Annotated in this window: 24 protein-coding genes; 10 read left to right on the forward strand and 14 right to left on the reverse strand. The window is 75.1% G+C overall.

What is annotated here, in order from left to right; all coding sequences use genetic code 11:
* Positions 1-50: 50 nt before the first annotated feature.
* From MY520_RS02825 to MY520_RS02840, 4 genes are all read left to right on the forward strand, one after another.
* Entirely contained in the window at positions 51-218 is a 168-nt protein-coding gene (locus MY520_RS02825) for a DUF3117 domain-containing protein (protein WP_012947303.1), read from the forward strand.
* Between the two features lie 89 nt (positions 219-307).
* Positions 308-1,819, forward strand: coding sequence for a leucyl aminopeptidase family protein (locus MY520_RS02830; RefSeq protein WP_436689872.1), 1,512 nt, complete (start codon positions 308-310; stop codon positions 1,817-1,819).
* Positions 1,819-3,282: a hypothetical protein gene (locus MY520_RS02835; protein WP_436689874.1), complete on the forward strand. Its 1,464-nt coding sequence runs from the start codon at positions 1,819-1,821 to the stop codon at positions 3,280-3,282. The genes MY520_RS02830 and MY520_RS02835 overlap by 1 nt, the downstream gene beginning before the upstream one ends.
* Positions 3,283-3,476: 194 nt before the next feature.
* Positions 3,477-4,538 carry an MBL fold metallo-hydrolase gene (locus MY520_RS02840; RefSeq protein ID WP_436689876.1) on the forward strand — a complete coding sequence of 354 codons (1,062 nt, stop codon included), beginning with the start codon at positions 3,477-3,479 and terminating at the stop codon, positions 4,536-4,538.
* A 1-nt stretch (position 4,539) separates the two neighbouring features.
* On the opposite strand, the gene MY520_RS02845 is transcribed toward MY520_RS02840, so the two are convergent.
* The gene (locus MY520_RS02845; protein ID WP_436689878.1) at positions 4,540-6,042 is read right to left on the reverse strand and encodes a phytoene desaturase family protein; all 1,503 of its coding nucleotides are present in this window, start codon (positions 6,040-6,042) and stop codon (positions 4,540-4,542) included.
* A gap of 137 nt (positions 6,043-6,179) precedes the next feature.
* On the opposite strand from MY520_RS02845, the gene MY520_RS02850 reads away from it, so the two are divergent.
* Positions 6,180-6,578 (forward strand): hypothetical protein, encoded by a 399-nt coding sequence (locus MY520_RS02850; protein ID WP_436689880.1) that lies wholly within the window; start codon positions 6,180-6,182, stop codon positions 6,576-6,578.
* Between the two features lie 85 nt (positions 6,579-6,663).
* Complete coding sequence (locus MY520_RS02855; protein ID WP_436689882.1) at positions 6,664-7,353, forward strand: DUF6766 family protein; 690 nt, start codon at positions 6,664-6,666, stop codon at positions 7,351-7,353.
* A gap of 148 nt (positions 7,354-7,501) precedes the next feature.
* Here MY520_RS02855 and MY520_RS02860 read toward each other — a convergent pair whose 3' ends face one another.
* The 3 genes from MY520_RS02860 to MY520_RS02870 form a co-directional block, all read right to left on the reverse strand.
* Positions 7,502-8,605: a spore photoproduct lyase family protein gene (locus tag MY520_RS02860; RefSeq protein ID WP_436689884.1), complete on the reverse strand. Its 1,104-nt coding sequence runs from the start codon at positions 8,603-8,605 to the stop codon at positions 7,502-7,504.
* 64 nt (positions 8,606-8,669) lie between these two features.
* On the reverse strand, positions 8,670-9,704 hold the full coding sequence (locus tag MY520_RS02865; RefSeq protein ID WP_436689886.1) for a M23 family metallopeptidase: 1,035 nt from the start codon (positions 9,702-9,704) through the stop codon (positions 8,670-8,672).
* Positions 9,701-10,402 carry a hypothetical protein gene (locus MY520_RS02870; RefSeq protein WP_436689888.1) on the reverse strand — a complete coding sequence of 234 codons (702 nt, stop codon included), beginning with the start codon at positions 10,400-10,402 and terminating at the stop codon, positions 9,701-9,703. Before MY520_RS02870 ends, MY520_RS02865 begins: the two co-directional genes overlap by 4 nt.
* A 166-nt stretch (positions 10,403-10,568) precedes the next feature.
* Here MY520_RS02870 and MY520_RS02875 point away from each other — a divergent pair, with 166 nt between their 5' ends.
* The 4 genes from MY520_RS02875 to MY520_RS02890 all read left to right on the forward strand — a co-directional run bounded on the left by MY520_RS02875 (position 10,569) and on the right by MY520_RS02890 (position 15,943).
* Positions 10,569-10,838: a hypothetical protein gene (locus tag MY520_RS02875; protein WP_436689890.1), complete on the forward strand. Its 270-nt coding sequence runs from the start codon at positions 10,569-10,571 to the stop codon at positions 10,836-10,838.
* A gap of 121 nt (positions 10,839-10,959) precedes the next feature.
* On the forward strand, positions 10,960-12,888 hold the full coding sequence (locus tag MY520_RS02880) for a hypothetical protein (protein ID WP_436689892.1): 1,929 nt from the start codon (positions 10,960-10,962) through the stop codon (positions 12,886-12,888).
* The gene (locus MY520_RS02885; protein ID WP_436689894.1) at positions 12,885-14,408 is read left to right on the forward strand and encodes an SCO6880 family protein; all 1,524 of its coding nucleotides are present in this window, start codon (positions 12,885-12,887) and stop codon (positions 14,406-14,408) included. The genes MY520_RS02880 and MY520_RS02885 overlap by 4 nt, the downstream gene beginning before the upstream one ends.
* Positions 14,405-15,943 (forward strand): hypothetical protein, encoded by a 1,539-nt coding sequence (locus MY520_RS02890; protein WP_436689896.1) that lies wholly within the window; start codon positions 14,405-14,407, stop codon positions 15,941-15,943. Before MY520_RS02885 ends, MY520_RS02890 begins: the two co-directional genes overlap by 4 nt.
* Before the next feature lie 117 nt (positions 15,944-16,060).
* Here the strand turns inward: MY520_RS02890 and lepB are convergent, their stop codons facing one another.
* The 10 genes from lepB to MY520_RS02940 form a co-directional block, all read right to left on the reverse strand.
* Positions 16,061-16,687 carry a signal peptidase I gene (gene lepB / locus MY520_RS02895; protein WP_436689898.1) on the reverse strand — a complete coding sequence of 209 codons (627 nt, stop codon included), beginning with the start codon at positions 16,685-16,687 and terminating at the stop codon, positions 16,061-16,063.
* 110 nt (positions 16,688-16,797) lie between these two features.
* On the reverse strand, positions 16,798-17,448 hold the full coding sequence (locus MY520_RS02900) for a hypothetical protein (RefSeq protein WP_436689900.1): 651 nt from the start codon (positions 17,446-17,448) through the stop codon (positions 16,798-16,800).
* Entirely contained in the window at positions 17,445-19,421 is a 1,977-nt protein-coding gene (locus tag MY520_RS02905; RefSeq protein WP_436689902.1) for a multicopper oxidase domain-containing protein, read from the reverse strand. The genes MY520_RS02900 and MY520_RS02905 overlap by 4 nt, the downstream gene beginning before the upstream one ends.
* Positions 19,422-19,556: 135 nt before the next feature.
* On the reverse strand, positions 19,557-20,912 hold the full coding sequence (locus MY520_RS02910; RefSeq protein WP_436689904.1) for a sensor histidine kinase: 1,356 nt from the start codon (positions 20,910-20,912) through the stop codon (positions 19,557-19,559).
* Entirely contained in the window at positions 20,902-21,588 is a 687-nt protein-coding gene (locus tag MY520_RS02915) for a response regulator transcription factor (protein WP_436689906.1), read from the reverse strand. Before MY520_RS02915 ends, MY520_RS02910 begins: the two co-directional genes overlap by 11 nt.
* 204 nt (positions 21,589-21,792) lie before the next feature.
* On the reverse strand, positions 21,793-22,206 hold the full coding sequence (locus MY520_RS02920; RefSeq protein WP_436689907.1) for a response regulator: 414 nt from the start codon (positions 22,204-22,206) through the stop codon (positions 21,793-21,795).
* Positions 22,207-22,420: 214 nt separating this feature from the next.
* Complete coding sequence (locus tag MY520_RS02925) at positions 22,421-23,176, reverse strand: GAF domain-containing protein (protein WP_436689909.1); 756 nt, start codon at positions 23,174-23,176, stop codon at positions 22,421-22,423.
* Between the two features lie 82 nt (positions 23,177-23,258).
* Entirely contained in the window at positions 23,259-24,062 is an 804-nt protein-coding gene (locus MY520_RS02930; protein WP_436689911.1) for an ABC transporter ATP-binding protein, read from the reverse strand.
* Positions 24,059-25,147 carry a FecCD family ABC transporter permease gene (locus MY520_RS02935; protein ID WP_436689913.1) on the reverse strand — a complete coding sequence of 363 codons (1,089 nt, stop codon included), beginning with the start codon at positions 25,145-25,147 and terminating at the stop codon, positions 24,059-24,061. Before MY520_RS02935 ends, MY520_RS02930 begins: the two co-directional genes overlap by 4 nt.
* 11 nt (positions 25,148-25,158) lie before the next feature.
* The gene (locus tag MY520_RS02940; RefSeq protein ID WP_436689915.1) at positions 25,159-26,100 is read right to left on the reverse strand and encodes an ABC transporter substrate-binding protein; all 942 of its coding nucleotides are present in this window, start codon (positions 26,098-26,100) and stop codon (positions 25,159-25,161) included.
* Positions 26,101-26,198 lie beyond the last annotated feature (98 nt).

Here is a 26,198-nt window from a genome sequence, read left to right on the forward strand (position 1 = left end):
CGCCACACCACGACCGGCCCGGTCGTGGGTGGCCGGTGAAGGAGGCACGCATGGCGGCCATGAAGCCGCGCACTGGTGAAGGTCCCCTGGAGGTCACCAAGGAGGGGCGCGGCCTGGTCATGCGCGTACCGCTCGAAGGCGGCGGTCGCCTGGTCGTCGAGCTGTCGCCCGACGAGGCCGCGGCCCTCTCCGAGGCACTGAAGGGCGCGACCAGCTGAACACCGCAGCGCATCTGCCCCCGGGCAGCCCCGCGCAGGACGTCACGGCCCCGGCCGCCGGCAGCACGCCGGCGACCGGGGCCGCGCCGTTGCCGCGGGTCGAGGTCACCACCACGCTGCCGGCGCTGGGGGAGGACGACGTCCTCGCCGTCCCGGTCGGCTCCGGCACGGCGCTGCCCGGCTGGCTGGAGGCACCCGGCTCCCCGGTCGACGCCGCGCTGCTCACCGGCGCGCTGCGTGACACCGGCAACACCGGCCGGCCGGGCACGATCACCAACGTCCCGGTCCCCGGCCGGCGCCCGCGCAGCGTGGTCGCGGTCGGCGTCGGCGACGCCACCCTGCTCGACCTGCGCGCCTACGTCGGTGTCGCGGTGCGCCGAGCCCAGACCCTCGCCGAGCACGGCGCCCGCCGGCTGGTCCTCCCCGTGGACGACGCCGCCGCGCCGGCCGGAGCCGAGGAGGTGCGCGCCGCCGTCGAGGCCGCGCTGCTGGCAGGCTACCGCTACCGCGAGACTTCCCGGCCGCACCCGCCGCGCCTGGCGACCGTCACCGTCGTCGCCGCGGACGCCGCCGACCCCGCCGTGGGCGCGGCCGCCCGCGCCGGCGAGGTCGCCGGGCACGCGGTGGCCTGGGCCCGCGACCTGGTCAACACGCCCAGCAACACCAAGGACCCCGCCTGGCTGGCCGAGCAGGCGACCGTCCGGCTGGGCGGCCTGCCGCACGTCACCGTCACCGTGCTCGGTCCCGAGGAGCTGCGGGCAGGCGGCTTCGGCGGCGTGCTCGCCGTCGGTGGCGGGTCGGCCAGCCCGCCCCGGGTCGTCGTGGCGAGCTACCGCCCGCCGACGGCGCGGCCGGGACACCCGGTCCTCGTCGGCAAGGGGATCACCTTCGACACCGGCGGCATCTCGATCAAGCCCAACGCCGGCATGCGGGAGATGAAGACCGACATGGCCGGCGGCGCCGCGGTGCTGGCCGCGGTCGACGCCGCGGCGCGGCTGGAGCTGCCGGTGGCGGTCACCGCCGTCGTCCCCGCGGCGGAGAACGCCGTCTCCGGCTCGTCCTACCGTCCGGCCGACGTCGTCCGGCACGTCGGCGGCCGGACGACGGAGGTGCTCAACACCGACGCCGAGGGCCGCATGGTGCTCGCCGACGGCCTGGCCCACGCGCGGTTGCGCCTGGGCGCCACCGTGCTGGTCGACGTCGCCACGCTGACCGGGGCGATGAAGGTCGCGCTGGGCACCCGCACCGCCGGCCTGTACGCCACCACCGACGGCCTGGCCGATGCGCTGCGCACCGCCGCCGCGCACGCCGGGGAGGCGGTCTGGCGGATGCCGCTGGCGGAGGAGCACGCCGACCTGCTGGAGAGCGCGATCGCCGACGCCAACAACGCGCCCGGGAACCCCGGCGGCACGACCGCCGCGCTGTTCCTGCGGCCGTTCGCCGGCGACCTGCCGTGGGCGCACCTCGACGTCGCCGGCCCGGCGCGGGCGGGTGCCGACGAGGCGGAGATCGTCAAGGGCGGCACCGGCTTCGGCGCCCGCACCCTGCTGCGGTGGCTGGAGGCCGGCGCACCGGCCTCCGCCCCGATGACCGTGGACTGATGGCCGACGACACCGGCGTGGTCTTCCCGGCCGGGCCCGACGGGCGGCGCAGCACCGCGGCCCTCGGCCGGGCCGTCGTCGCCGACGCGCTGCGCGGGGTCGACCCGCCCGGCGCGCTCGCTGCCGAGCGGGAGACCAACTGGCGGGCCGGGTACCTGACCCACTTCCGGCGGCTGGTCGAGGCGGGGCTGCCCTCGCGGGCCGCGGCGCTGTCCATCGCCGACGCGGGCCTGACGTCCCTGCACGGGCGGATGCGGGTCACCGGCGCGGACGGCGCCGAAGCCGGTCTCGACGCCCTGGCCACCGCACCGGCCGGGCGCCCCCTCGCCACGGCCGAGGTGCGCGGCACCGCGGAGCCAGAACGTGAGCTGTCCGTGCCGTTCCGGGGCTCGCGGCTGCGCGGCGACGCGCTGCTGCGCCGGCTCGACAGCTGGGTCGAGGCCGGGGTCGTGGAGCCGTCGTGCGCCGAGGCGGTCCGCACCGTCGCCGCGCATCCCGAGTGGCTGGCGCTGCCCGACACCACCGTGGTGGTCCTCGGGGCGGGCGCGGAGATGGGGCCGCTGACCGCGCTGCTGCGCTGGGGTGCGCGGGTGGCCGGGATCGACCTGCCCCGTTCGGCGCTGTGGGAGCGGGTGCTCGACACCGCCCGCCGCGGGGCGGGCACGCTGCTGCTGCCCACCAGCGAGGCGGGCGCCGCGACGCCCGCCGCGGCCGGGGCCGACCTGATCGCCGAGGTGCCCGCCGCCGCCGACTGGGTGGCCGCGCTGCCCGGGCGGGCGGTGCTGGGCAACTACGTCTACGCCGACGGCGCGACCAACGTGCGGGTCTCGGTGGCCGTCGACGCCCTCACCGTCCGGCTGGCCGCGGCCCGTGACGACCTCGCGCTGGCGTTCCTCGCGACGCCCACCGACGTGTTCGCCGTCCCCGCGGAGGCGGTCGAGCAGTCGGTGCGCGCCTATGCCGGGCGGTCGCGGCTGGGCAAGCTGGTCGGTCGGCCGCTGCGGACTCTCTCGGCCGGCCGGCTGCTGCGGCGGGCCTACGTGCCGGGCACCGATCCGGGCATCGCCGACAGCCTGGTGGCCCAGCAGGGCCCGAACTACGCGCTTGCCAAGCGGCTGCAGCGGTGGCGGGCGACGACCGCGCGGGCGGCGGGGACCACGGTGTCCATGAACGTGGCGCCGCCGACCCGCACCCGGTCGGTCGTGAAGAACCGGGCGCTGGCGGCGGCCTACGCCGGGGCGCACCGGTTCGGCGTCGAGGTGTTCGAACCGGCGACATCCAACGTGCTCATGGCGGCGCTGCTCGTCCACGACCTGCACACCGGCGGCGGCCCGGCGCACGAGCACCCGTGGCAGGACGAGGCGCACGCCGCCGCGCACGGCGGCCTGTGGCGAGGCCCCTACGCGCCGCGCAGTGCCCTCGGCCTGGCCGCCCTGCTCGGCTACGGCGCCGCCCGCGGCTGACCGCCGGCCCCGGTCGTGCGACAGACGTCCGTGTCGTCGCCGTGCGTCGTGAGTCGGACAGGAGCCCGCCGCGGTCAGGTCCGTCCCCGCGCACTAGCGTGTCGCGCATCTCACCGAGCCCAGGTGGATGTCAGAGGGCGACCGCGCCCGCTGCACCGAGAGGGACGCTCATGACCCTTCCGTCTCACGGTGGGATGTCCCGACGAAGGCTGTTCACCGTCTCCGGCGGTGCCGTCCTGGCCTCGGGTCTCCTGGGGGCCGCCGCGCCCGCAGCCGCCGCTCGAACCACCGACCAGTCCACGCCGGTGCCCGGCACGGGGACGCACGTCGTCACGCTCGGCACGGCCGCCGGCCCAGCCATCCGGAGGCCGCGGATCGGCATCTCCACCGCCGTCGTGGTCACCGGGAACCTGTACCTGGTCGACTGCGGCCTGGGTATGGTCCGGCAAGCGGCCGCTGCGGGCCTGACCATGGACCGCCTGCGCGCCCTGTTCATCACCCACCTGCACTCCGACCACATCAGCGAGCTGCCCGGCCTGCTGCTCTACAACTGGGGCCCGGGCGTGAACGGCATCGTCGAACCGGTCCGCATCCTGGGCCCGGGGCCGGCGCCGCTGCCCCAGGGCGCCGAGGTCCACGTCCCTCCGTCCACGGCCAGCACCGAGCGGTTCGTCGTCGACCTGCTGCAGGCGTACGCCTACGACGTCAACATCCGGGTGTACGACGAGGGCCGGGCACCTCTCGACGACCTCGTCCGGGCCGAGGACATCCGGCTCCCCGCAGCGGTCCACGCGGATCCGGACCGCAACCCGTGCCCGGAGATGGAGCCGTTCGAGGTCTACGCGGACGCGTCCGTCCGCGTGCTGGCCACGCTGGTCAACCACCCACCGGTCTTCCCGGCGTTGGCTTTCCGGTTCGATTCGGCAGACGGCTCGGTCGTCATCTCCGGCGACACGACCGAGCACCCGAACGTCGTCCGGCTGGCCACCGGCGCAGACGTCCTGGTCCACGAGGCGATCGACCCCGCGTTCTACCAGGCGCAGGGCCTGCCCCCCGACCTGCTGGAACACATCCTCGAGAGCCACACCGACCTGCAGGCCGTGGGCCGGGTGGCCCGGGACGCCGGCGTGGGCCACCTCGTGCTCAGCCACCTCGGCGGCATCCAGGACGACTCGGACGCGGCCCCGACCCGGACCGTCTTCGGCGGTCCGGTGACGGTCGCCGCCGACGGGCAGGTGTTCGCGGTCGGGCAGTGACTCACACGGGACCGACGAGCCCGGCGACGATCTCGGCCGACAGCGCCACGAGCGGCAGCCCGCCCCCGGGGTGCGAGGAGCCCCCGACGAGGAAGAGGCCGGGGACGGGGGAGGCGTTGCCGGGACGGAGGAACGCCGCCCGGGCGCCGTTGCTCGACGTCCCGTAGATGGCCCCGCCCACGCTGCGGGTGTCCCGCTCCAGGTCGGCGGGGGTCCGGACGACGCACCAGCGCAACCGGTCCCGGACGTCGAGCCCGCGCCGCGCCATCACCTCGAGCACCCGGGATGCGTAGCGGTCGGCCAGGCCGGGGGCGTCCCAGTCGACTCCCCCGGCCGGGTCGTGGCGTGCGGCGTTGACCAGCACGAACCACGACTCGCTGTCCTCGTCGGGCCGCGTGGCCGGGTCGTCGGGCGCGCTGATGTAGACGGTGGGATCGTCCACCGGTTGCGGCCGCCCGCGGTGCCGGCCGCCGCCGAACACCGCGTCGAACTCCGCGTCGTAGTCCTCGGGGAAGAGCACGGTGTGGTGCGCGAGCCCCGGTGTCCGCCCGCGCAGGGCGAGCAGCAGCACGACGCCCGACAGCGACGGCGTGCTCCGGGCCAGGTCGCGGCGCACGCTGCGGGTGGACCGGGACGCCGGCAGCAGGTCGGCGTAGAGGCCCGCGGCGTCCGCGCCGGAGACGACGACGTCGGCGCGCACCGCCTCCCCGCCGGCCAGCCGCACCCCCGACGTCCGCCCACCCGCGGTCAGCACCTGCTCCACGGTGCAGCCGGTGCGGACGACGGCGCCGCGCTCGACCGCCCGCTCCGCGACCGCCACGGCCAGCCGGCGCAGCCCCCCGCGTACGTACCAGGAGCCGAACTCCTGCTCGACGTAGGGGACCGTGGCCAGGACCGCCGGCGCCCGCCGCGGGTCGGACCCGGAGTAGGTGGCGTACCGGTCGAGCAGGGTGCGCAGCGCCGGGTGCGCGAGGTGGGCCGCGCCCAGGCCTCGCAGCGTCTGCCAGGGCGCCACGGTGGCGACGTCGGAGGCGCTGCGGGCCAGCCGCGCGAGCGTGGCGGCACCGGCCAGGGGCGAGCGCAGGAAGGGCCCCTCGGTGACCCGCCACATCGCTTCTCCCCGTTCGAGGAGGCCGGCCCACTGCGCTCCGGCGCCCGGTCCGAGGGCGGCGTCGAGCGCGTCCGGGATCGCGGCTCGGGTGCCGGGCACGACCAGCGGCGTCCCGTCGGCGAAGCGGTAGGCGACGGCGGGATCGAGACGCACCAGCTCGACGGCGTCCTCCAGCGGACCACCGGTCGCGTCGAACAGGTCCCGGTACACCTGCGGCAGGGTCACCAGGCTCGGGCCGGTGTCGAAGCCGTGCCCGTCGCGGGCGTACCAGCCGAGCTTGCCGCCCACGGCCGGCGCCTGCTCCAGCACGGTGACCGCGTGCCCGAGAGCGGCCAGCCGGGCCGCCGCCGCCAGCCCGCCCAGTCCGGCGCCGACGACCGCCACCCGCGCCACGCGGCCACGGTAACCGCGGACGCCGAGGCAACCCCCGGTTCCCCCGACGGGTGAAGATCGTTTGACGGGTCTCCGGGGCGGGAAGGCGATCGTCCCGGCGACCACCGCCGGGTGGAGGGGGAGAGCAGGAGGGCCACGTGGGAACCTCGACGAAGAGGTGCCTGGTGGGCGCGGTGCTGGGGGTCGCGGCGCTGCTGTCCGGCTGCGCCGGTGCGCAGTCGGACGACGTCGGCGACGTCGCCGCGGCGTTCGAGGACACCGAGGGGAACCCCGGCGAGCGGTGCGCCCTGCTGGTGCCGGCCACGCTGGCCGCGCTGGAGTCCGAGGAGTCGGCGTCCTGCGCCGACGTGATCTCCGAGCTCCCGCTGGAGGGCGGCGCCGTCGAGTCGGTGGAGGTCTGGGGCGGTGACGCCCAGGTCCGGCTCAGCGGCGACACGCTGTTCCTCACCGAGACCCCCGCGGGGTGGCGGGTGGTCGCCGCGGCCTGCGAGCCCCGGGCCGATGCCCCCTACGACTGTGAGGTGGAGGGGCCGTGAACGGCGTCCGGGCGGTGTTCGTCGGGTTCCTGGTCGTGATCGTGGTGGGGATCGTCTACGTCACCGCGCTGGGGTTGATGGGCCGATGAGCGCCCCCGACCGCTACGGGTTCTTCCGGGCCAACGCGCTCAGCCTCGCGTTCGGTGCGCTGTTCGTCGTCACGCTGGCCGGCCAGGCGATCTCCGGGACCGCCGACGTCAACGCCCAGCAGGTGGCCAACGGGCTGCCGACCGTCTCGTTCCTCGACTACGTCACCTCGTCGTCCTTCGGCGTCGACGTCATGGAGAACTGGCAGTCGGAGTACCTGCAGTTCTTCCTCTACGTCTTCGCCACCGTCTGGCTCGTGCAGCGCGGGTCGTCGGAGTCGAAGAAGCCCGGCGAGGAGGGGACGGAGTCCGACGAGGAGCAGCAGGTCGGCCGGCACGCCGACGGGCACTCCCCGGCGTGGGCGCGGCCCGGAGGCTGGCGGACGGCGGTGTTCTCCCGCTCGCTCGGCCTGCTGATGGGCACCCTGTTCCTGCTGACCTGGGCCGCCTCGTCGATCGCCGGCTGGGCGGCCTTCAACTCCGAGCAGCTGGCCGAGAAGCAGGACCCCGTCACCTACGTCGGCTACCTGGGCGAGGCCGACTTCTGGAACCGCTCCTTCCAGAACTGGCAGTCGGAGATGCTCGCCGTCGGCTCGATGGCGGTCTTCGCCGTCTACCTGCGCCAGCGGGGGTCGCCGGAGTCCAAGCCGGTGGGCGCCGCACACGCGGAGACCGGCCAGACCGGCTGACCACCCGGCTACGCGGGAACGGACACCGCGTCGAGCGTCATCCCCCTCCTCCCCTCTCCGGGGAGTGGTGCCAGGGTCGCGCACGTCACGTCATGCAGTGGACACGCAGCGTCGACATGGCGGCATGTCGACATCGCGACACGTCGGCTCAGAACGCGTAACGCACCCGCAGCCAGGGCGCGTGCGCCGCGATCAGCTCCTGCAACCGGGTCACTCCGGCCCGCTTGACGTCGTTGCGGTAGCGCACGTTCCACTGGCCGTTCTGGCTGCGCTTGGGCTGCTGGAGGTCCGGCCGCCAGAGCAGCTCCTCGGCTTTCGGGTGCCAGCCGAGGTTGACCTCGTGCAGGTCGCGGTTGTGGGTCAGCATGATCACCTCGGCCGCGGTCTGGGCCTTGGCCGCCGGGGACAGCTCGTCGTCCAGTCGGCGCAGCAGGTCGGCCCAGTCGGCCTCCCATCCCTCGCGCAGCACGACGGGGGAGAGGTTGAGGTGCACCTCGTAGCCGGCGGCGACGAAGTCGTCGACCGCGGCGATCCGCTCGGGGACGCGGCTGGTGCGCACGTCGAGCACCTTCGCGTCGACGTCGGGCATGAGCGAGAAGCGGATCCGGGTGCGGCCCTGCGGATCGAGGTCGAGCAGCTGCCGGTTGACGTACTTGGTGGCGAACGACGCCTTGGCCGTCGGCAGCCCCCGGAAGGTGCCGACCAGGTCGGCGACGTTGTCGCTGACCAGCGCGTCGACCGAGCAGTCGCTGTTCTCGCCGATGTCGTAGACCCAGCTCACCGGGTCGCACTGGTCGGCCTCGGTCTTGGCACCCTGCCGGGCCACGTGCCGGCGCAGGTAGCCGGTGATCTGCTCGATGTTCGTGAACACCGTGATCGGGTTGGCGTAGCCCTTGCGCCGCGGCACGTAGCAGTAGGCGCAGGCCATGGCGCAGCCGTTGGACGTCGAGGGCGCGATCCAGTTCGACGAGCGGCTGTTGGCCCGCGCGGTCAGCGACTTCTTGACCCCGAGCACCAGCGTCTCGGACTTCACCCGGACCCAGCGGTCGACGTTGCCCGCGTTGCCGTGCAGCTCGGGGATCTGCCAGTGCGACGGGACCTCGATCACCTCCGCGCCGGGGAAGCGGGCCAGCACCTCCCGTCCCCGGGCGGAGTCGAGGGCGGCCGGTTCGGCGTGGATCTCGCGGACCTGCAGGAGGCGCGACAGATCGGTGTCGGGGTGGACGGGGGACGGCGAGGCGGCGGCTCCCACACCAGGTCCAGCAGCGCCCGCGGGCGCGGGATTCCGGCCGGGACTGCGCCCTGGGCCACCCTCGTCAGCGCAGGTCGAGGCCGCGGTCGGTGAGGAAGGGCAGCGGGTCGACCGGGGCGCCGTCCTGGTACACCTCGAAGTGCAGGTGGCACCCGGTCGAGTCGCCCTTCGTGCCCACGCGGGCGACCTGCTGGCCGGCGACGACCGGCTGGCCGACGACGACGAGCAGGTCGTCGTCCTCCATGTGCGCGTACCGGGTGACGACGCCGCCGCCGTGGTCGACGACGACGAGGTTGCCGTAGCCGGAGGACGCGCCGGCGCGGACGACCACCCCGGCCGCCGCCGCGACGATGGGCGCGTCGCAGCCCGGCGCGAGGTCCAGGCCGGCGTGCAGCCGCACCCCGCCGCCGGTCGGGCTGTTGCGCTGCCCGAAACCGCTGGTGAGCGGGCCCTCGGTGGGGATGGTCCACTCGCCGGTGACCGACCGCAGCAGCGGGCTGACCCCGGTGCACGCGACCGATCCGGTGCCCGGCGCGAGGCCGGTGACGGTGGCGCCGGAGAGCGCGGCGGCGACCTCCAGCGCGTCGTCCCACCAGCGGGCGTAGTGGTACGGGTCGGCGTTGCGCTGCGTCTTGTGGGCGGCCAGCGTCGGCGGCAGCGCCTCCCAGCCCTCCACCTCGAGCAGCGCGGCGTAGAAGTTGGTCGCCGAGGTGGTCGGGTTCATCCGGTCCTCGTAGCTGCCCCACGCCCCGTTGGCGCGCTGCTGGAACAGCCCGCGACTGTCCGGGCCGACGGCGTCGCCGTGGTCGACCACCGTCAGCGAGGACTCGCCCATCGCGGTCATGACGCCGATGACCTGGCCGCGGGCGCTCACGCCCATCGCCTCGCCGGCCTCCATGATCAGCGCCGCGTTCACCAGCTGCTGGCCCTCCCAGTCGGCGACGGGCCCGTCCGGCATGCCCGCCACGCTGACCGACGTCCCGACCGGGGCGCAGGCGCCGGCCTGCGGGTCCTCGTGGGTGACCAGGGCCGCGGTGACCAGGCCGCCCGCGACGAGGACCGGTGCGACGGCAGCGGCCACCAGGAGCAGGCGCCTCACGGTGCCGGCTCCGTGGCTCCGGTCCCGGGAACCGGGGCGTCGCCGTCCAGCGCGCCGCCCGCGTCCTCCGCGGTCCCGGCCTCCGGCGGCACGGTCTCGGCCTCCGGAACGGCGGGCTCGGCCGGGTCCACCGACCCGGGCCCGGCCGGGTCCACCGGCTCCACCGGCGCGACGTCCCCGGGCACCGCGGGATCGGCGGCCTCGACCGGCGTGATCCGCTCGACCAGCCACGGTGCGCCGGCGCCCTCGCGCACGAGGAGGACGGCGTACTGGCCCGCGTCGGTCGGCACGCGCACGGTCGCGAGGTAGGGGCTGACCGCCGGCGTCGGCAGCGGGGCCCCGGTCACCGCGGACACCGGGACCAGCGCGGGGTCGGTGCCCTCGTAGGCGACCGTGGCCGACGGGCTCAGGAACGGGGAGAACTCCGTCCACCAGGTGCCGGCGTCGAGGTCGGGCCGGGCGAAGGCGGTCATCGCGGCCGTGGCCGCGTCGAGGGCGGACTGCTGGGAGTCGGCGTCGTCGGTGGGGGAGGGCAGCGCGGCCGGGAGGGCGGCGTCGGCGTCACCGGGCCCGTCCTCCGCCGCGGCGGTGGGCTCGGGGCGCGGCTCGGGTCGATCCGGGGCGCCGCCGCAGCCGCCGAGCAGGAGCGCCACGACCAGTGCGGCGGTTCCCGCGAGCCACCGTCGCGAGCTGGACATGCCCGAGCCCTCCTGTCAACCCCGGCGGGACCCCCGCCACACCGGTGCAGCAAGGAGTAGAGCCGGTCGGAGGACCCCGACGGCACCCCCAATGTCGGGCATTGCCGCTGGTGCGGCCCGCACTGCACCGTGGTCATGCCACTCACGACATCCAGGGACGGAACCGATGAGCTCGCTCGCACCTCTCGCGCAGGCCGTGGTCGACCCCGGCCAGGGCATCGCCCCGCCCGGGTCGGAGGGCATCGTCACCATCGTCCAGTGGGTCGCGTGGACCGTGCTGGCCGTCTGCGTCGTCGGCGTCCTGATGGTCGGGGCGCGGATGGCGCTTGCCCACCGGCGCGGTGAGGGCGCCGAGCACGCGGTGAGCCTGGCCTACGTCCTGGGTGGAGCGGTCCTCGTCGGTTCGGCCTCCGGGCTGATCGCGGCCCTGGTCTGACGGGCGCTCGGGGGCGAGGTCAGGCATGGCAGCGGAGACGACGACGGCGGAGGCGACGGCCACCTCGGCCGCGCCCACGTCTGCGTCGACGTCCGTGCCCGAGCCGTCCCCGGAACCCGCGGTGACCGCCACCGCAGCCCCCTCGCCGGAGCCGGAGCCGCCGGCCCCGGCTCCCGAGCCGAGCCCTGAGCCGACCACCCCGGCTCCCGAGCCGAGCCCTGAGCCGACCACCCCGGCTCCCGAGCCGAGCCCCGAGCCGACGACGCCGGCTCCCGAGCCGACGACGGACCCGGCGACGCCGACCACGGACCCGACGACGGACCCGGCGACGGCGACCACGGACCCGACGACCGACCCGGCCACCCCGACGACGGACCCGGCGACGCCGACCACGGACCCGACGACCGACCCGGCCACCCCGACCACGGACCCGACGACCGACCCGGCCACCCCGACCACGGACCCGACGACGCCGACCACGGACCCGGCGCCGCCCACGCCGGAGGAGACCGCGGTCGAGACCGACCGCATCCCGGCCGGCGTGGTGGACAACGCCCCACCCCCGCCGGCGCCGCCCACGCCGCAGGAGACCGCGGTCGAGACCGACCGCATCCCCGCCGCGATCGTGCCGCCGGCCGCGGACCCGGGCGACGGCCGCTCCGGCGGCGGCGACTTCGGTGGCGGCGGGTCGGGCGGCTCGGGGCTCGACGGTCCCGACGGCGCCGGCCTCGACGGAACGGGCCTCGACGGCTCGGGGCTCGACGGCTCCGGCCTCGACGCCCTCGGCATCGGCGACACGCTCTCCGGCAGTGCCGACATCAGCAGCACCGACCCCACCGCCGCCGACTTCGGCGAGGCGTTCCTCGACCCGGCCATCCCGGCCGCGGGCGTCGGCGTGGTGGACCAGACTGGAGGAAGTGACCCCTTGGGCGACTTGGCGCGGGAGATCGTCGAGGCGGCCGGCGACGCGCTGGCCGCCGTGGCGCGACTGTGGGCGGACCCGCCGTCCCCCGGCATCGGCACCATCGGCGCCGACGGCATCGCGACGCCGTCCGAGGCGACCGGGCTGCTGACCGGGTCGCTGGCCTGGTACACCGGCGCGATCGCCGTCCTGGCCGTGCTGGTCGCGGCCGGCCGGATGGTCTGGATGCGCCGCACCCAGCCGCTGGCCGAGCTGCTGCGCGGCCTCGGCACGCTGGTGCTGGTCTCCGGCGCCGGCCTGACCGGCGTGATCCTGCTGGTGAGCGCGTCCGACGCGTTCTCCGGCTGGATCCTCGAACAGGCCACCGGCGACGTGGAGGCCGGACTGACCGACCTGCTCGCGCTCCAGCGCACCGAGGAGCTCTCCGTCGTCCTCAGCGTGCTCGTCGGCACGGCCACGCTCCTGGCCGCCGTCGTGCAGGTCGTGCTGCTGGTCGCGCGGGGCGTGGTGCTGGTGGTCCTCGCCGGCGTGCTGCCGCTCACCGCGTCGGCGACCAACACCGACACCGGGCGCGCCGTCTTCGTCCGGACCCTCACCTGGACCGTCGCGTTCGCGCTCTACCAGCCGGCCGCCGCGCTCGTGTACGCCGCCGCCTTCCTCACCCCGCTGCCCGAGGACTCGCCCCTGGTCGCCGCGCTGACCGGGACCACGTTCCTCCTGCTGGCCATCGCCGCCCTGCCGGTGATGCTCCGGGTGCTGCGGCCGATGGTGCGGACCGTCGCCGCCAGCAGCCGGGTCCGCGCCGCCGGCGCACACGGGCTGCCGACCGGTGCCCGTGCGGTCGCCCCCGTCACCGTGGCCACCGGCGCCGGCGGCGGTGCCGCGTCGGTGCGGGTGCCCTCGGCCCGCGGCGCTGCCCCGCGCCACGCGGCCGGCACCCTGCCCCGGGACGCCCGCGTCGGCGCCGCCCGGCTGGGCGTGGCCGGCCCGGTCGTCGACGCCTTCCCCGGGCTGGGCCGCAAGCCCGAGCGTGAGGCCATCCGTGCCCGGGTCGCCAGGGCCGGCGCCGCCACCGAGATCGCCCCGATCCCCACCCAGCGCCCGGATCGAGAGGACTCCGACTCGTGACCGCGCCGTCCGACTCCCCCCGCACCTACGGGAACTGGCGCCGGCCGGGCAGCGCCGGCCTGGGCAGCCTGGGCGCCCTCGGGACGGCGCTCCTGCTGCTCGGTCTGATCGGCGTCATCGCCGCCCTGATGCTCGCCGGTCTGCTGTGGGCGATCGCCGTCGCCGTGGTCCTCGGCCTGCTGCTGACCCTGCTGGTGGTCCGTGACCGGCACCACCGGTCGGGGGTGCAGCGGCTGTCGACCCGGCTCGGCTGGGCGCGGGCCCGGCGCAGCGGGGCGAACGTGTACCGCTCGGGCCCCCTCGGCCGCGTCCCGACCGGGACGAACCAGCTGCCCGGGCTGGCCGCGGCGTCCGAGCTGTCGGAGTGGCAGGACTCGCACGGCCGCCCGTTCGCGATGGTCACCGTCCCGGCCACCCGGCACGCCACGGTGGTCCTGGTCACCGAGCCCGACGGCGCCTCGCTGGTCGACGAGGAGCAGATCGACACCTGGGTGGCGCACTGGGGTGCCTGGCTGAGCGCGCTCGGCAACGAGCCGGGTCTGGTGGCCGCGTCGGTCACGGTGGAGACCGCGCCGGACTCCGGCACCCGGCTGCGCCGCGAGGTCGACACCCACCTCGACCCCCGCGGCCCCTCGGTCGCCCTCGAGATGCTGCGCGAGGTGGTCGACACCTACCCGGCCGGCTCGGCGACGGTCACCGCGTACGTCTCCCTCACCTTCACCGCCGCGGGCCGCGCCGGCGGCCGCAAGCGGGAGCCCGCCGACGTCGCCCGCGACATCGGCACCCGGCTGCCCGGCCTCACCGCCGGCCTCAGCGCCACCGGCGCGGGCGTCGTCCGCCCGGCGACCGCGCAGGAGCTGTGCGAGGTGGTCCGGGTGGCCTACGACCCGTCCGCCGCGCGGGTGCTCGACGAGGCGCACGCCACCGGGGCCGCTCCCGAGCTGCAGTGGTCCGACGTCGGCCCGACCGCCGCCCAGGCCGCCTGGGGTCACTACCGCCACGACGGGGCGCTGTCGGTCACCTGGTCCATGACGGAGGCGCCGCGCGGCGAGGTGTACTCCTCCGTGCTGGCCGACCTCATCGCCCCGCACCCCGACATCGACCGCAAGCGGGTCACCCTGCTCTACCGGCCGCTGGACGCCGGCCGCGCCGCCCGCGCCGTCGAGCAGGACCGGCGCACCGCCGACTTCCGCGCCTCGTCCTCCTCGCGGCCCACCGCCCGGACGCTGCAGGAGCAGCGCGCCGCGGCGCTCACCGCGGAGGAGGAGGCCCGGGGCGCCGGCCTGATCGACTTCGGCATGCTCGTGACGGCGACCGTCACCGACGCCGACCTGCTCGACGACCCGCACGCCGCGCTCGACGTCGTCCGCGCCGCCGTCGACAGCCTGTCCGCGACCGCCCGGATCCAGCTGCGCCCGGTCTACGGGTCGCAGGACTCGGCCTTCGCCGCCGCGCTGCCCCTGGGTATCGTGCCCTCGGCCCACCTGAACGTCCCGAGCGAGCTCCGGGAGGCGCTGTGACGCGCAAGCGGGCGAGCCGGCCGGCCCCGGGGCCCGGGTCCCGCGGCTGGCCCGGCCGCGGCGGGGGAGCGGCGACGTACGTGCAGGCCCCCGACGAGTGGCGGGCCACCACGGTGCAGGCGTGCGGCCTGTGGCCGTTCGCCGCCGGCGCGGGGACGCCGATGACCGGCGTGCCGCTGGGCCGCAACCTGCTCTCCGGCGCGACCCTGTGCTGCGACCCGATCAGCTGGTTCCAGCGGGCCAACCTCATCAGCAACCCGTCGGCCTTCGTGCTGGGCAAACCCGGCCTCGGCAAGTCGACGGTCGTCCGCCGGATGGCCCTCGGCCTGGCCGGCTACGGCGTGCTGCCGATGGTCCTCGGCGACCTCAAGCCCGACTACGTCGACCTGGTGGAGGCCATCGGCGGCCAGGTCATCCGCCTGGGCCGCGGCCGCGGTCACCTCAACGTGCTCGACCCGGGCGAGGCGCTCGCCGCCGCCCGGCGGCTGACCGGCGACGCCCGCACCCAGGTGCTGGCCGACGCCCACGGACGCCGGCACGCCATCGTCTCCGCGCTCATCACCGTCATGCGCGGTACCCCGCCCACCGACCGCGAGGAGACGGTGCTCGACCGGGCGCTGCGCGTGCTCGACGACACCCACGACGCCGAGCGGCTGGGAGCGCCGACGCTGCACCACCTGCTCGAGGTGCTGCGGGCCGCGCCCGAGGACGTCCGCGCCGCGGCGCTGGACCGCGGGGACCGTGCCCGCTACGACGACGTGACCGAGGAGCTCGAGGCGACCCTGATCGGCCTCACCGGCGGTGGGCGGCTGGGCCGCATCTTCGCCGAGCCGACGACGACGCCGATCCGCCGCGACCGCCCGGTCGTCTTCGACGTGTCCAGCGTCGACGACGCCCAGAACGACCTGCAGGCCGCGGTGCTGCTCGCCTGCTGGTCGGCCGGCTTCGGCTCGATCAGCGTCGCGCACGCCCTGGCCGACGCCGGCCTGGAGCCGCGCCGGCACCACTTCGTCGTCCTCGACGAGCTGTGGCGGGCGCTGCGCGCCGGCCGCGGCATGGTCGACCGGGTCGACGCGCTCACCCGGCTCAACCGGCAGCGCGGCGTCGGCATGGCGATGGTCAGCCACACGATGAGCGACCTCCTGGCCCTCCCCACCGAGGAGGACCGGATGAAGGCCCGTGGCTTCGTGGAGCGCTCCGGCATGGTGATCTGCGGCGGGCTGCCGTCGGCCGAGATGCCGATGCTGACCTCCGCCGTCCCGCTCACCCAGGCCGAGCAGGACCTGCTGGTCGGCTGGCAGGACCCGCCGGCCTGGAACCCGGGCACCGGCGCGGAGGCCGAGCCCCCCGGCCGCGGACACTTCCTCGTCAAGGTCGGCGGCCGCCCCGGCATCCCGGTGCACGTGGCGCTCACCGCCGTCGAGCGCGAGCTCAACGACACCAACAAGCTCTGGCACGAGCTGTCGCGGTCCGCCGACGACCTCGCGTTCCCCTCGGCCGGTTCGCCGGCCACCGACGGCCCCGTCCGCGGCTGAGCCGTCCCGGTCGCCGCTGAGTGGCGACCGGGACTCCTCCTCCCGAGGCATCCCGCACCGCAGCGAGCTCCGGTGGCCGGACCGGCCACCGGAGCTCGCGGGCGTGCGGGGAGGGCCTCAGCAGCCCGCGTACGGGTCGGGGAGGGTGCCCGGGGACGGCCAGAGCCGCAGGGACACCGTGCCCACCATCGAGCTGGTCGGCACCGGGCCGAACGTGCGGGAGTCGATCGAGCGGTCGCGGTTGTCGCTCAGCAGGAAGAGCGTGCCCTCGGGGACGTCCACCGGCCCGTGGAAGACGCCGTCCAGCCGGGACCGGTCGATGGCCGGCTCGCAGACCTCCACGCCGTTGACCAGCAGGACCCCGTCCTCGATGGCGACCACGTCGCCGCCGACGCCGACCACCCGCTTGACCAGCATCCCCTCGGCGTCCTGGGGGTCCTCGACGGCGACGACGGTGCCGTGCTCGACCGGGCCCGAGCCACGGTCGACGACGAGGAGGTCCCCGATGTCGATCGTCGGCTGCATGCTGTCCGAGTCGACCCGCATGACCTGCCAGGGCAGGAGCCCGGACATCGACGCGATGAGCACCAGCACCGTGCCGATCGCGAGCCAGGGGCCGAGCTGCAGCAGCCGGCGCCACAGGGCACCGCCGCGGACGCCGGTGCGGGGGTCACCGGCGTCCGCGGCGGTCGTCCGGGGGGAGGTGCCGCCGTGGTCACCGGTGCGGGGGTCACCGGTGACCACGGCGGCAGACCGGGCGGCCGTCCCCGGGCGGGGACGACGGTGCCGGCCACCGCCACGGTCACCGGTGCGGGGGTCACCGGTGACCGTGACGGTTGATCGGGGGGCGGTCCTCATCCGAGGACGCCGGCGAACCAGAGGATCCAGGCCAGCCCGCCGAGGGCGAACAGGCCGTTCACCGCGGTCCGTCGCCAGGACGACGGCAGGAGCGCGGTGAGCCCCAGGACGGTGAGCAGCTCGACCGCGACCGTCGCCGTGCCGACCGCCTCGGGCCCGTGCCGGGTGGCGACCGGGTCGCCGGCCATGGCGACGGGACCGTCGGCCTGGGACATGCCCGCGAAGTAGTCGACGCCGGTCACCGGGTCGTAGCGCAGCATGCGCTCCATGTTGTCGCTGTGCGCGTGGGCGCCGGTGGCGTGGTCGGCCACCGCGAACGCGTCGAGCAGGTTCGTCGCGTGGGCCACCAGGTACAGCGCCAGCAGGCCGACCGTGCCCAGCAGGGCCAGCGCCACCAGGCGACGGTCCGGCGTCGACCTCGTCATGCTGGTGAGGAGCAGCCAGCCGGCGAAGCCGACCTGGACGAGCGCGGTGAGCAGGAAGAACCCGACCGCGAGCTCACCGGCACCCAGGTGGTCGACCGCGGCGGCCACGTGCAGCGCGCCCGCCGCGGCCGCGCCGAGGGCCGTGATCCGCAGCCACCAGGCGGACCGGTCGCGGCGTCCGTCGGTGGGTGCCGCGACCGGCTCGGCGACGGCGGTGCTCACTGCCCGCCGCCCTCGGTCGTCGTGGTGCCGGTCGTCGTGGTGCCGGTCGTCGTGCTGCCGGTGGCCGGGGTGGTGGACCCGGTCGAGGTGGTCTCCGACGAGCCGGACGTGCTCGACGTGCTCGACGTGCTGGAGGTGCTGGACGAGTCACCCGAGGACGAGTCGTCGACCGGCTCGGCCGGGGCCGCGGCCGCCGGCGGCTGCGCGGGAACCAGGTCGGGTGCCGGCAGCGGCTTGGGCGGGCAGGAGTTGATCGCGTCGCAGTCGATGTCGTGGTGCCCCACCTGGTACTGGAGCATCATGTCGTGGTCCTCGTGCGACAGGTTGTGGCAGTGGATCATGTACCGCCCGTCCTCGTGCTCGAACTTCATGAGCAGTCGCACGGTCTCGCCCTCGGCGATGTAGACGACGTCCTTCGGGCCACGTTCCTCGGGCGCCGGCGGCAGGCCGTTCCGGGTGAGGACCTTGAAGTCGATCAGGTGGATGTGCAGCGGGTGGAACCAGCCGCCGCCGTTGTTCGTGACCTCCCAGATCTCGATGTCGTCACGCTGGGGGTTGGCGAACAGGCGGGTGTAGTTGGACCGCACGACGTCGTCCCACGTCTGGTCGTTGATCTTCCACAGGCCGTTGCTGCGGTGCAGCTCCATCGTCCGGACGGTCTTCCGGTCGGCGGCCTTCAGCGCCATCGCCGGGTGCGGCGCGCCCAGCTGGCCGGGGGCCTTGTTGTTCGCGGTGCTGGTCACCTTGGTGCCGACCTCGAACTGCATGATCTTGCCGGTGTTGTCGTAGTCGATCGCGTTGGCCACGCCGTCGTTGAGCAGCTGGACCTTCTGCCCCTTGAGGTCCTTGAAGTCGAGGATGAACTCGTAGCGCTCGGCCATGCCGATCCGGAACGTGGTCACGTCCTGGGCGAACTGCATGAACCCGCCGTCGGTGGCGATCAGCTTGAACGACATGCCGTTGCTCATCCGGAGCTGGTAGCCGCGGGCGAGGGAGCCGTTGAGCATGCGGAACCGGTACTTGCGCGGCTCGACCTTCATGTTCGGCCACGGCACGCCGTTGACCAGGATGATGTCGCCGTAGAGGCCGTCGTCGCCGGAGTCGTCGAACACCAGCTGACCGTCGGCGCTGAGGATGACGTCGCTGAGGATCAGCGGCGCCTCGTACTGGCCGGGGGCGACCGGCGGCAGGTTCGGGTCGTACTGCGGGATCTCGAGCGCCTGCTCCAGCTCCCGGTCGACCAGGTGGTACTGGGCGGCCAGGCCCATGTAGACGTTCTCGGCGGTGTGGTGCACGCCGTGGTCGTGGTACCAGAGCGTCCGGGGGGTGCAGCTGTTCGGGTACTCGTAGTTCTTCCACTCGCCCGGGTTCGTCAGGTCGCCGGCGTAGCCGTCGAACTGCGGCTTGGAGGGGGACCCGTGCAGGTGCAGGGAGGTCCACGGCACGTAGCCGGCGGTGGGGTGCTTGACCGGCAGGTCGTTGATGACCTGCATGACGGTGCGGCGGGGGGCCTTGTTGCCGTTCGCGTCCCTGCCGATGTAGGACCGGATGGTCGGGCCCGGCACCGAGCGGATCGTCGAGCCGTCCTTCGCCTTGCCGGAGTAGCACCAGAACTTCGTCCACATGCCGGGCGCGATCTGCGCCTGGACGTTGGTCTCGGTGATCCGGTAGTAGTCCGTTCCGGCGTAGGCGCTGCCCGTGATCGGCTGGCCGGGGAAGTGCGAGTTGCCCGGGACCGGGACGTAGTCGTCCGGGACCTTGCCGTAGCTGTTGCCGGGGACGTCGTCCCGGGCGACCGGCTCGAGCACCGCCGGTGCCTTGAAGGCCGCGAGGAAGGGCTTCGGCATCTTGGTCTCGGCGAGGGTCGACGCCGTCGCCGCCTTCAGGACAGCCTGGAAGGGCAGGGCCGCTGCGGCGGTGCCGGCGAGCGAGACCTTGAGAACGTCGCGTCGGTTCAGGCTGGGCGTGTCCATCGGGGAAGCTCCTTCTACTGCCGCCTCGTGCGGTAGTGGAACTCTCCCGTTCGGGACCCTCTCGTCACAGCCGTCACAGGGGGTGGACGGCATCCCGTATTTGGGGGGTCTGTGCAGGTCAGACGCCGTATTGGGTCACTGACCGTCACTCAGTGGTACCACTGTGGTCAGCATCGCCCCTCCACCGGGCCGCTCACTGAGCGTCACGGTGCCACCGAGGTCGACCACGCGGTCCCGGAGGAGTGACATGCCCAGGTGGCCCTCCTGCCGGCGGTCGGTCCCCGTCGCCGGGAAACCCACCCCGTCGTCGGCGATCTCCAGGCGCACCGCGGGACAGTCGGCCACCTCGGTCTCCTCCAGGGTCACCCACGCGTGCTGGGCCTGGGCGTGCTTGGCCACGTTGGCCAGAGCCTCCTTGGCGGTGCGGTAGAGCACCGCCGCGGCGTCCGGCGTCATCTCCGGCAGCGGGCCGGCGTCCACGAGGACCTCGACCCCCTCGGCCCGCAACGGTTCGGCCATGTCCTTGATCGCCTCGCCCAGACCCGGGCCGCTGAGGTCGGGCGGGTAGATGTCGACCATGAGCCGGCGCAGCGACTGGACGGCGTGCCGCACGGCACCCACCAGCCGGTCGACCGTCGGTTGGCGCTCCGGTGGCAGGCTGCCGCGCAGCGCGGAGAGGGCGTAGCTCACCCCGGCGAGGTCCTGGACCGGCCCGTCGTGCACGTCGGCAGCGATGGCGCGGCGCTCGCGGTCGGAGGCGTCCATGGTGCGCTGCATGAGGGCGGTGCGCTCGGCCTCCTGCCGGCTCACCCGGCGGGCCAGGGACGTGGCGATGGGGATCTGCACCAGCTGCAGGAGCACCAGCGCGCCGATGGCCATGGGGATGATCTGCCCGCGCAGCCGTGCGGCCTGCCGGTCGATGGTCTCGTAGGAGAAGTACGCCTCGAAGGCGAAGTCCTCGCCGGCCGCGGAGAGCGGGGCGTAGACCTCGAGCAGCGCCTCGGCGCCGTTCGTGGAGGTCTCGGGCGACTCGTCGACGTCGGAGACGGTCTCGCCCCCGACGGCCCGCAGCATCTCCTCCGAGGGCTCCAGCGTGCGGCCCATGAGGTTGGGGTCGCTGGAGTAGACGATCTCGCCGGTGGCGCGCCAGACCACCATCTTGGTGACCGAACCGTCGCTCATCCGGTTCTGGACGGCACGGTCGAGCACCTCCCGCCGGCCGGGCAGCCCCAGCAGCAGCTCCTCGAGGTCCGGTGCGACGAGGAGCGCACCCAGACGCTCGGCGGAGCGCTCGGCCTCGGCGAGGGCGTTGGCGCGAGCGATCCGCTCGCTGATCCACACCGTCCCCGCCGACACGACCAGCAGGACCAGCAGGGCGGTCAGGCAGAAGGCCAGCAGCTCGCGACGTGGGCCGCCGCCCCGGGCGGGACGGCGGCCCTTCGTGGACCTGGTGATGACGGAGGGGATTGGCGCAGGGGCCTCAGTGCTCATCAACCGAGCTGATCAGGCCCAGCTGCTGGGCCTTGACGACCGCCTCCAGCTGCGAGCGGACGCCGAGCTTCGCGTGCAGCGACTTCACGTAGCCGCGGCAGGTCTCCAGGGTGATGCCGAGGACCCGCGCGATCGCCTTGACCTGCATGCCGCGGCCGAGGCAGTCGAGGACCTCCTGCTCGCGGCGGGTCAGCTGGGGCACCGTGCCCCGGTCGCCGGTCGACGCCGGCGCGCAGGTGGGGCCGCCGGCGAAGGTCGAGGGCGCGACGAGCATCTGGCCGGGCTGCACCCGGGAGAGCACGTCGATCATCTCGGCGAGGGAACCGTCCTTGGGGATGAAGGCCGAGGCGCCGGCCTGCGCCGCGCGGACCACCCAGTCGGGGTCGCGGTGCGCGGTCACGACGGCGACGACGGCCTGCGGCGCGACCTCGCGGATGCGGCGGGTCGCGGCCAGCCCGTCCTGGCGCGGCATCTCGATGTCCATGACGACGATGTCGGGCTGCAGGTCCTGGGCCATGGCGATCGCCTGGGCGGCCGAGTTCGCGGTCCCCACGGCGTCCATGCCCGCGAACGCCAGCGCTCCCGACAGCAGCTCGGCGAACGTGCGGTGGTCGTCGACGACCAGCACACGCGTCGTGGCTGTGTCTGCCGGCCGGTCCATCTGTGCAAGCGCCATGGGATCCCCCCCGTTGGTCAGCGAGTGCTCCCGCCCGACTCAGCGGGGGGAGCGCGCTTATGTGACCTGAGCGGGGCTCTTCTCACCAAGGGCTTCGCGCCCATTCGGGTCGAAGGTCCCTGCCGTCACCCACATCACATCAGCGAGTCGACACGCAGCGTAAGTGAGACGGTGGGGTTCCGTGCCCTGACCCGAGGGGACCCGTCACCCGTTCGGGGCACCTGCCGATGCGGCCGCATCACTCCACGCCGTCCGTCCGGCCGCCACCGCACGGACGTGGCCCGGGAGCGCGCCGGGGTCGTCGTCCTTGAGCAGGTAGCCGGCGACGCCGATCTCCTGCGCCTCCTTCACCAGCGCGGGGGTGAGCTGGCCGGTGAGCAGCACGATCTTCGCGTCGGGGTGTGCCGACAGCAGCTGTCGGGCCGCCTCCAGCCCCGTGACGCGGGGCATCCCGACGTCGAGCAGCACGACGTCGGGCTGGGTGCGCTGCGCGGCGTCGAGCACCTGTGCGCCGTCCTCGCAGGCGGCGACGACCTCGACGTCGCCGCTGGAACCGAGAAGCTCGACCAGGGAGTCCCGGACGAACGCGTGGTCGTCGGCGAGCAGCACCCTGATCACGCGTCACCTCCTCCTTCGGCACCTGCGCCCCACCCCGGTGGGCGGAGCGCACCGTACCCACGGTCCGTCACGACGATGCGAGGGACCTTGGTCGGCAGGGACGAGTCTCGCAACCGGTGGACCCCCCGGCGACAGCCGAACGGCGGGGGTGTCCGACCCCCAATCGAAGGGATGGCGCGCAGCCGACCCGTGACCCACGGTGAACGCGGCGAGCTCAAACGGGTGGCCGCTCCGCCGGGTCGTCGACGTCCGCGCGGAGGTGGGCCGGGTCCACCCGGCCGTGCACCACGTCCTCGGCCAGCTCGTCGACCGACCGGTCCGACGACCAGGCCGCGGCGCGGAGCAGGTCGAGCGCCGTCGGGGCGTCGACGTCGCGCGCCATGCTCGTGTGGCCCATCGCCTCCCAGACCAGCGCCCGGCGCTGCGCGGTCGGCCCGTGCAGCCACGCCGGCCCGCCCTGGGGCGACCAGGACGACCACACGGCGGCGTCCCCGAGCGCGGCGGTGACGAGGTCGCCGACCACCATCGCCTCGAAGACGTCGAGGTCGGTCACCGTCGCCTCGTCGGTGAAGAACAGGTCGAGGGCGCCCTTCCCGGCCAGGGTCTCGCCGAGGGGGAGGGCGACGACCGCGCGGTACCCGGTCCGCTCGACCAGCAGCTCGGCGAAGGTGGGCCACCGGCGGCGGAGGTCGGACAGGGCGGCGAAGACCGGCTCCCGGTGCTCCTGCGCGGTCTCGCACGGCCCGCTGCCGGCGGTGAACTGCAGGCGCTCGGCGACGGCGGCCTCGGCCGAGCTGGCCCCCAGTGGGATCCGTCGTCCAGCGGCGTCGTGCACGCTCAGACCGGCCCCGTCGACGCCGAGCATCCGGGCGCAGGCCCGGGACAACCGCACCGGCAGTAGTTCGGGAGCGGCGAGGTCGGGGTCGTCCTCGAGGTCCAGCGCGGCCGTGAAGCGCGCGGCGATAGACACACCTCATGATGCGGCACGCCGACGTTCCGCACCGGGTGAATCGGGACGTCAGCGGGCCGGGTGCCGGGACCCCGGCGACGACTCACGCCCCGTCGTCCCCCGGGGCGCGGAGCGGGAGGACGGCGGGGCCGAACGGGCCGGGGACGACCTCGGCGCGGGCTCCGTAGTGCCGCTGCAGCGCCTCGGCGGTCAGGACCTCGGCCGGCCGGCCCTCGGCCACCACCCGTCCCTCCGACAGCAGGGCCAGCCGGTCGGCGTACTGCCCGGCGAGGCTGAGGTCGTGCAGCGTGCTCAGCACGGTGAGCCCGTCCTGCCGGCGGAGCCGGTCGACCAGGTCCAGCACCTGCTGGGCGTGGCCGAGGTCGAGCGCGGCGGTCGGCTCGTCGAGCAGCAGGACCCGCGGCTGCTGCGCCAGCGCCCGGGCCAGCACGGCGCGCTGCTGCTCGCCTCCGGAGAGGGTGGACAGCAGCCGGTCGGCCAACCCGGAGAGCTCCAGCCGCTCCATCACGTCGGCGACGACCTGCCGGTCCACGTGGCGGGGCGCCGCCAGCAGCGCGCGGTGGGGGGTGCGGCCCAGGGTCACGTAGTCCCCGGTCGTGACGCCCTCCGGGACGATCGGGCGCTGGGGGGCGTAGGCCAGCTGCCGGGCGCGCTCCCGGCGGGGCATCCCGCCCGTGGGGACGCCGTCGACCCGCACCATCCCCTCGTGCGGGTGGAAGCGGAGCACCGCGCGCAGCAGGGTGGACTTGCCCGAGCCGTTGGGGCCGATGACCGCCGTCCACCCGCCGGGCTCCACCGCGAGCCGGACGTCGGACAGCACGCGCGTGCGCCCATAGGCCGCCGACAGCCCGACGACCTCGACGCTGGCCCCGCCGCGGGGCGTCACCGGTGCCGCGCCCCGACCCAGAGCAGCCCGGCGAAGAAGGGCGCCCCGACGAAGGCGGTCACCACGCCGATGGGCAGTTCGGCCGGGGCCAGGGCCACCCGCGCGACCAGGTCGGCCAGCACGAGGAAGGCCCCGCCGGTGAGCAGCGCCGTGGGCAGCACCCGCGCGTTGGACCCGCCGACCAGGCGGCGGGCGATGTGCGGGACGACCAGCCCGACGAACCCGATCAGCCCGCTCACCGCCACGGCCGAGGCGGTGGCCAGCGACGCGGCGACGATGACCAGCAGCCGCAGCCGCCCGGGGTGGACGCCGAGGGACCGCGCCTCGTCGTCGCCGACGGCGAGCACGTCGAGGGCCCGCCCGCACAGCAGCAGCACGAGGCAGGCCGCGCCCAGGTAGGGCAGGACGAGCACGACGTCGGTCCACTGCGCCCGGCCCAGCTGGCCGAGCAGCCAGCCGTAGACCTCCCGCAGGTCGTCGGTGTTCTGCTGCTGCACCAGCGTCTGCGCCGCGGCGAGGAAGGAGGCGACCGCGATCCCCGCGAGCAGCAGGGTGGCGCTGTGCGACCCGCCGGCCGCCGTGCCGAGCACCAACGCGGCCCCGACGCCGACCAGCGCCCCCGCGAAGGCGGCCAGCGGGACCACGCCGAACGGCCCCAGGGACGTGCCGGGCGCGTACGCGATCACCAGGGTCGCGCCCAGCCCGGCCCCGGCGGCCGCGCCGAGCAGGTACGGGTCGGCCAGCGGGTTGCGGAAGACGCCCTGGTAGGCCGCACCCGACACGGCCAGCCCCGCGCCGACGAGCGCGGCCAGCACGACGCGGGGCAGCCGGAGCTGCAGCAGCACCGCCGCGCCGGTGCCCTCGAGGCCGCCGGGCACCTCCACGCCCAGCGGCGCGAGGGCGCGGTCGGCGAGGGTGGCGACGACCGCGCCGGGAGGGAGCGGCAGCGCCCCCACCCAGACGCCGGCCAGCATGGCCAGCACGAGCGCCGCAGCCGAGCCCCACAGCACCAGTGCGGCCCGGTGCCGGCGGCGGGCGGGCGCGGGTGCTGCGGGGCTGCGGGTGCCGCCCGTGGTGGCCGTCATCGCCGTGCCGGTCAGCCCTGCAGGACCCCGGCGACGTCCTCGGCGAAGTCCGCGACCCGCGGCCCCCACCGGGAGGCGATGTCGTCGTCGGCCTCGAGCACCCGGCCCTCCTGCACCGCGGGCACCGTGTCGAACGCGGGGCGCTGGGCGAGCGCGGCCGCGTCCTGCGCGCAGCACACCGTGTCGGCGAGCACGACGACGTCGGGCGCCTGGCCGACGACGTACTCGGCGGACAGCTGCGGGTACCCGCCGGCGGTGTCGGCGGCGCCGTCGGCGATGTTCTCCAGGCCGAAGAGCGAGTAGATCCCGCCGATGAACGTCTCGCTGGTCGCGGAGAAGAAACTCGGGTCGAGCTCGTGGTAGACCCGCATGCCCTGCGCCTCGGCCGGGACCGAGGCGACGGCGGCCTGGATCCGCTCCTGCACGTCGGCGACGACCTCGGTGGCCTCGTCGGCGTGGCCGGTCGCGTCGCCGAGGGTCTGCAGCTGGGCGTAGCTGTCGTCGAGGCTGCCGGCGGCGCCCAGGAGGAGGGTGGGCACCTCGAGGGCGTCGAGGGCGGCGACGATGCCGTTGAGGTCGTCGCTGAGCACGACCAGGTCGGGGGAGTACGCGGCGATCGCCTCGGCGTTGGGCGTGAAGCTCGACAGGTCGGTCACCGGCGCCTCGGCCGGGAAGTTCGACGTGCTGTCCACGGCCTCCACCTGCTCGCCGGCGCCCACGGCGAAGAGCATCTCGGTCGCGGTGGCCGACATCGACACGATGTTCTCCGGCCGCTGGTCCAGGGTGAGCTCGCCGTCGTCGCCGGTCACGGTGACCGGGAAGTCCTCGGCGGCACTCGGGGAGGCGCCGGCGGTGTCGCCAGCGGCGTCGTCGCCGGCGCACGCCGACGTGACGAGGAGCAGGGGGAGCAGCAGCGCGGCGGGGGCGAGCCGGCGGGAGACGGTGCTGGGCAACGGAGGCCTCTCGGGAGGCGGCAGGCGCCGCCCACAGGGCGCCCGACGCCCGATGCGCGACCCTTGCCGCGAGGGTCGGAACAGGGCGCACGGCAGGC

The sequence above is a fragment of the Geodermatophilus sp. CPCC 205506 genome, assembly GCF_051383635.1.
Lineage (GTDB): Bacteria > Actinomycetota > Actinomycetes > Mycobacteriales > Geodermatophilaceae > Geodermatophilus.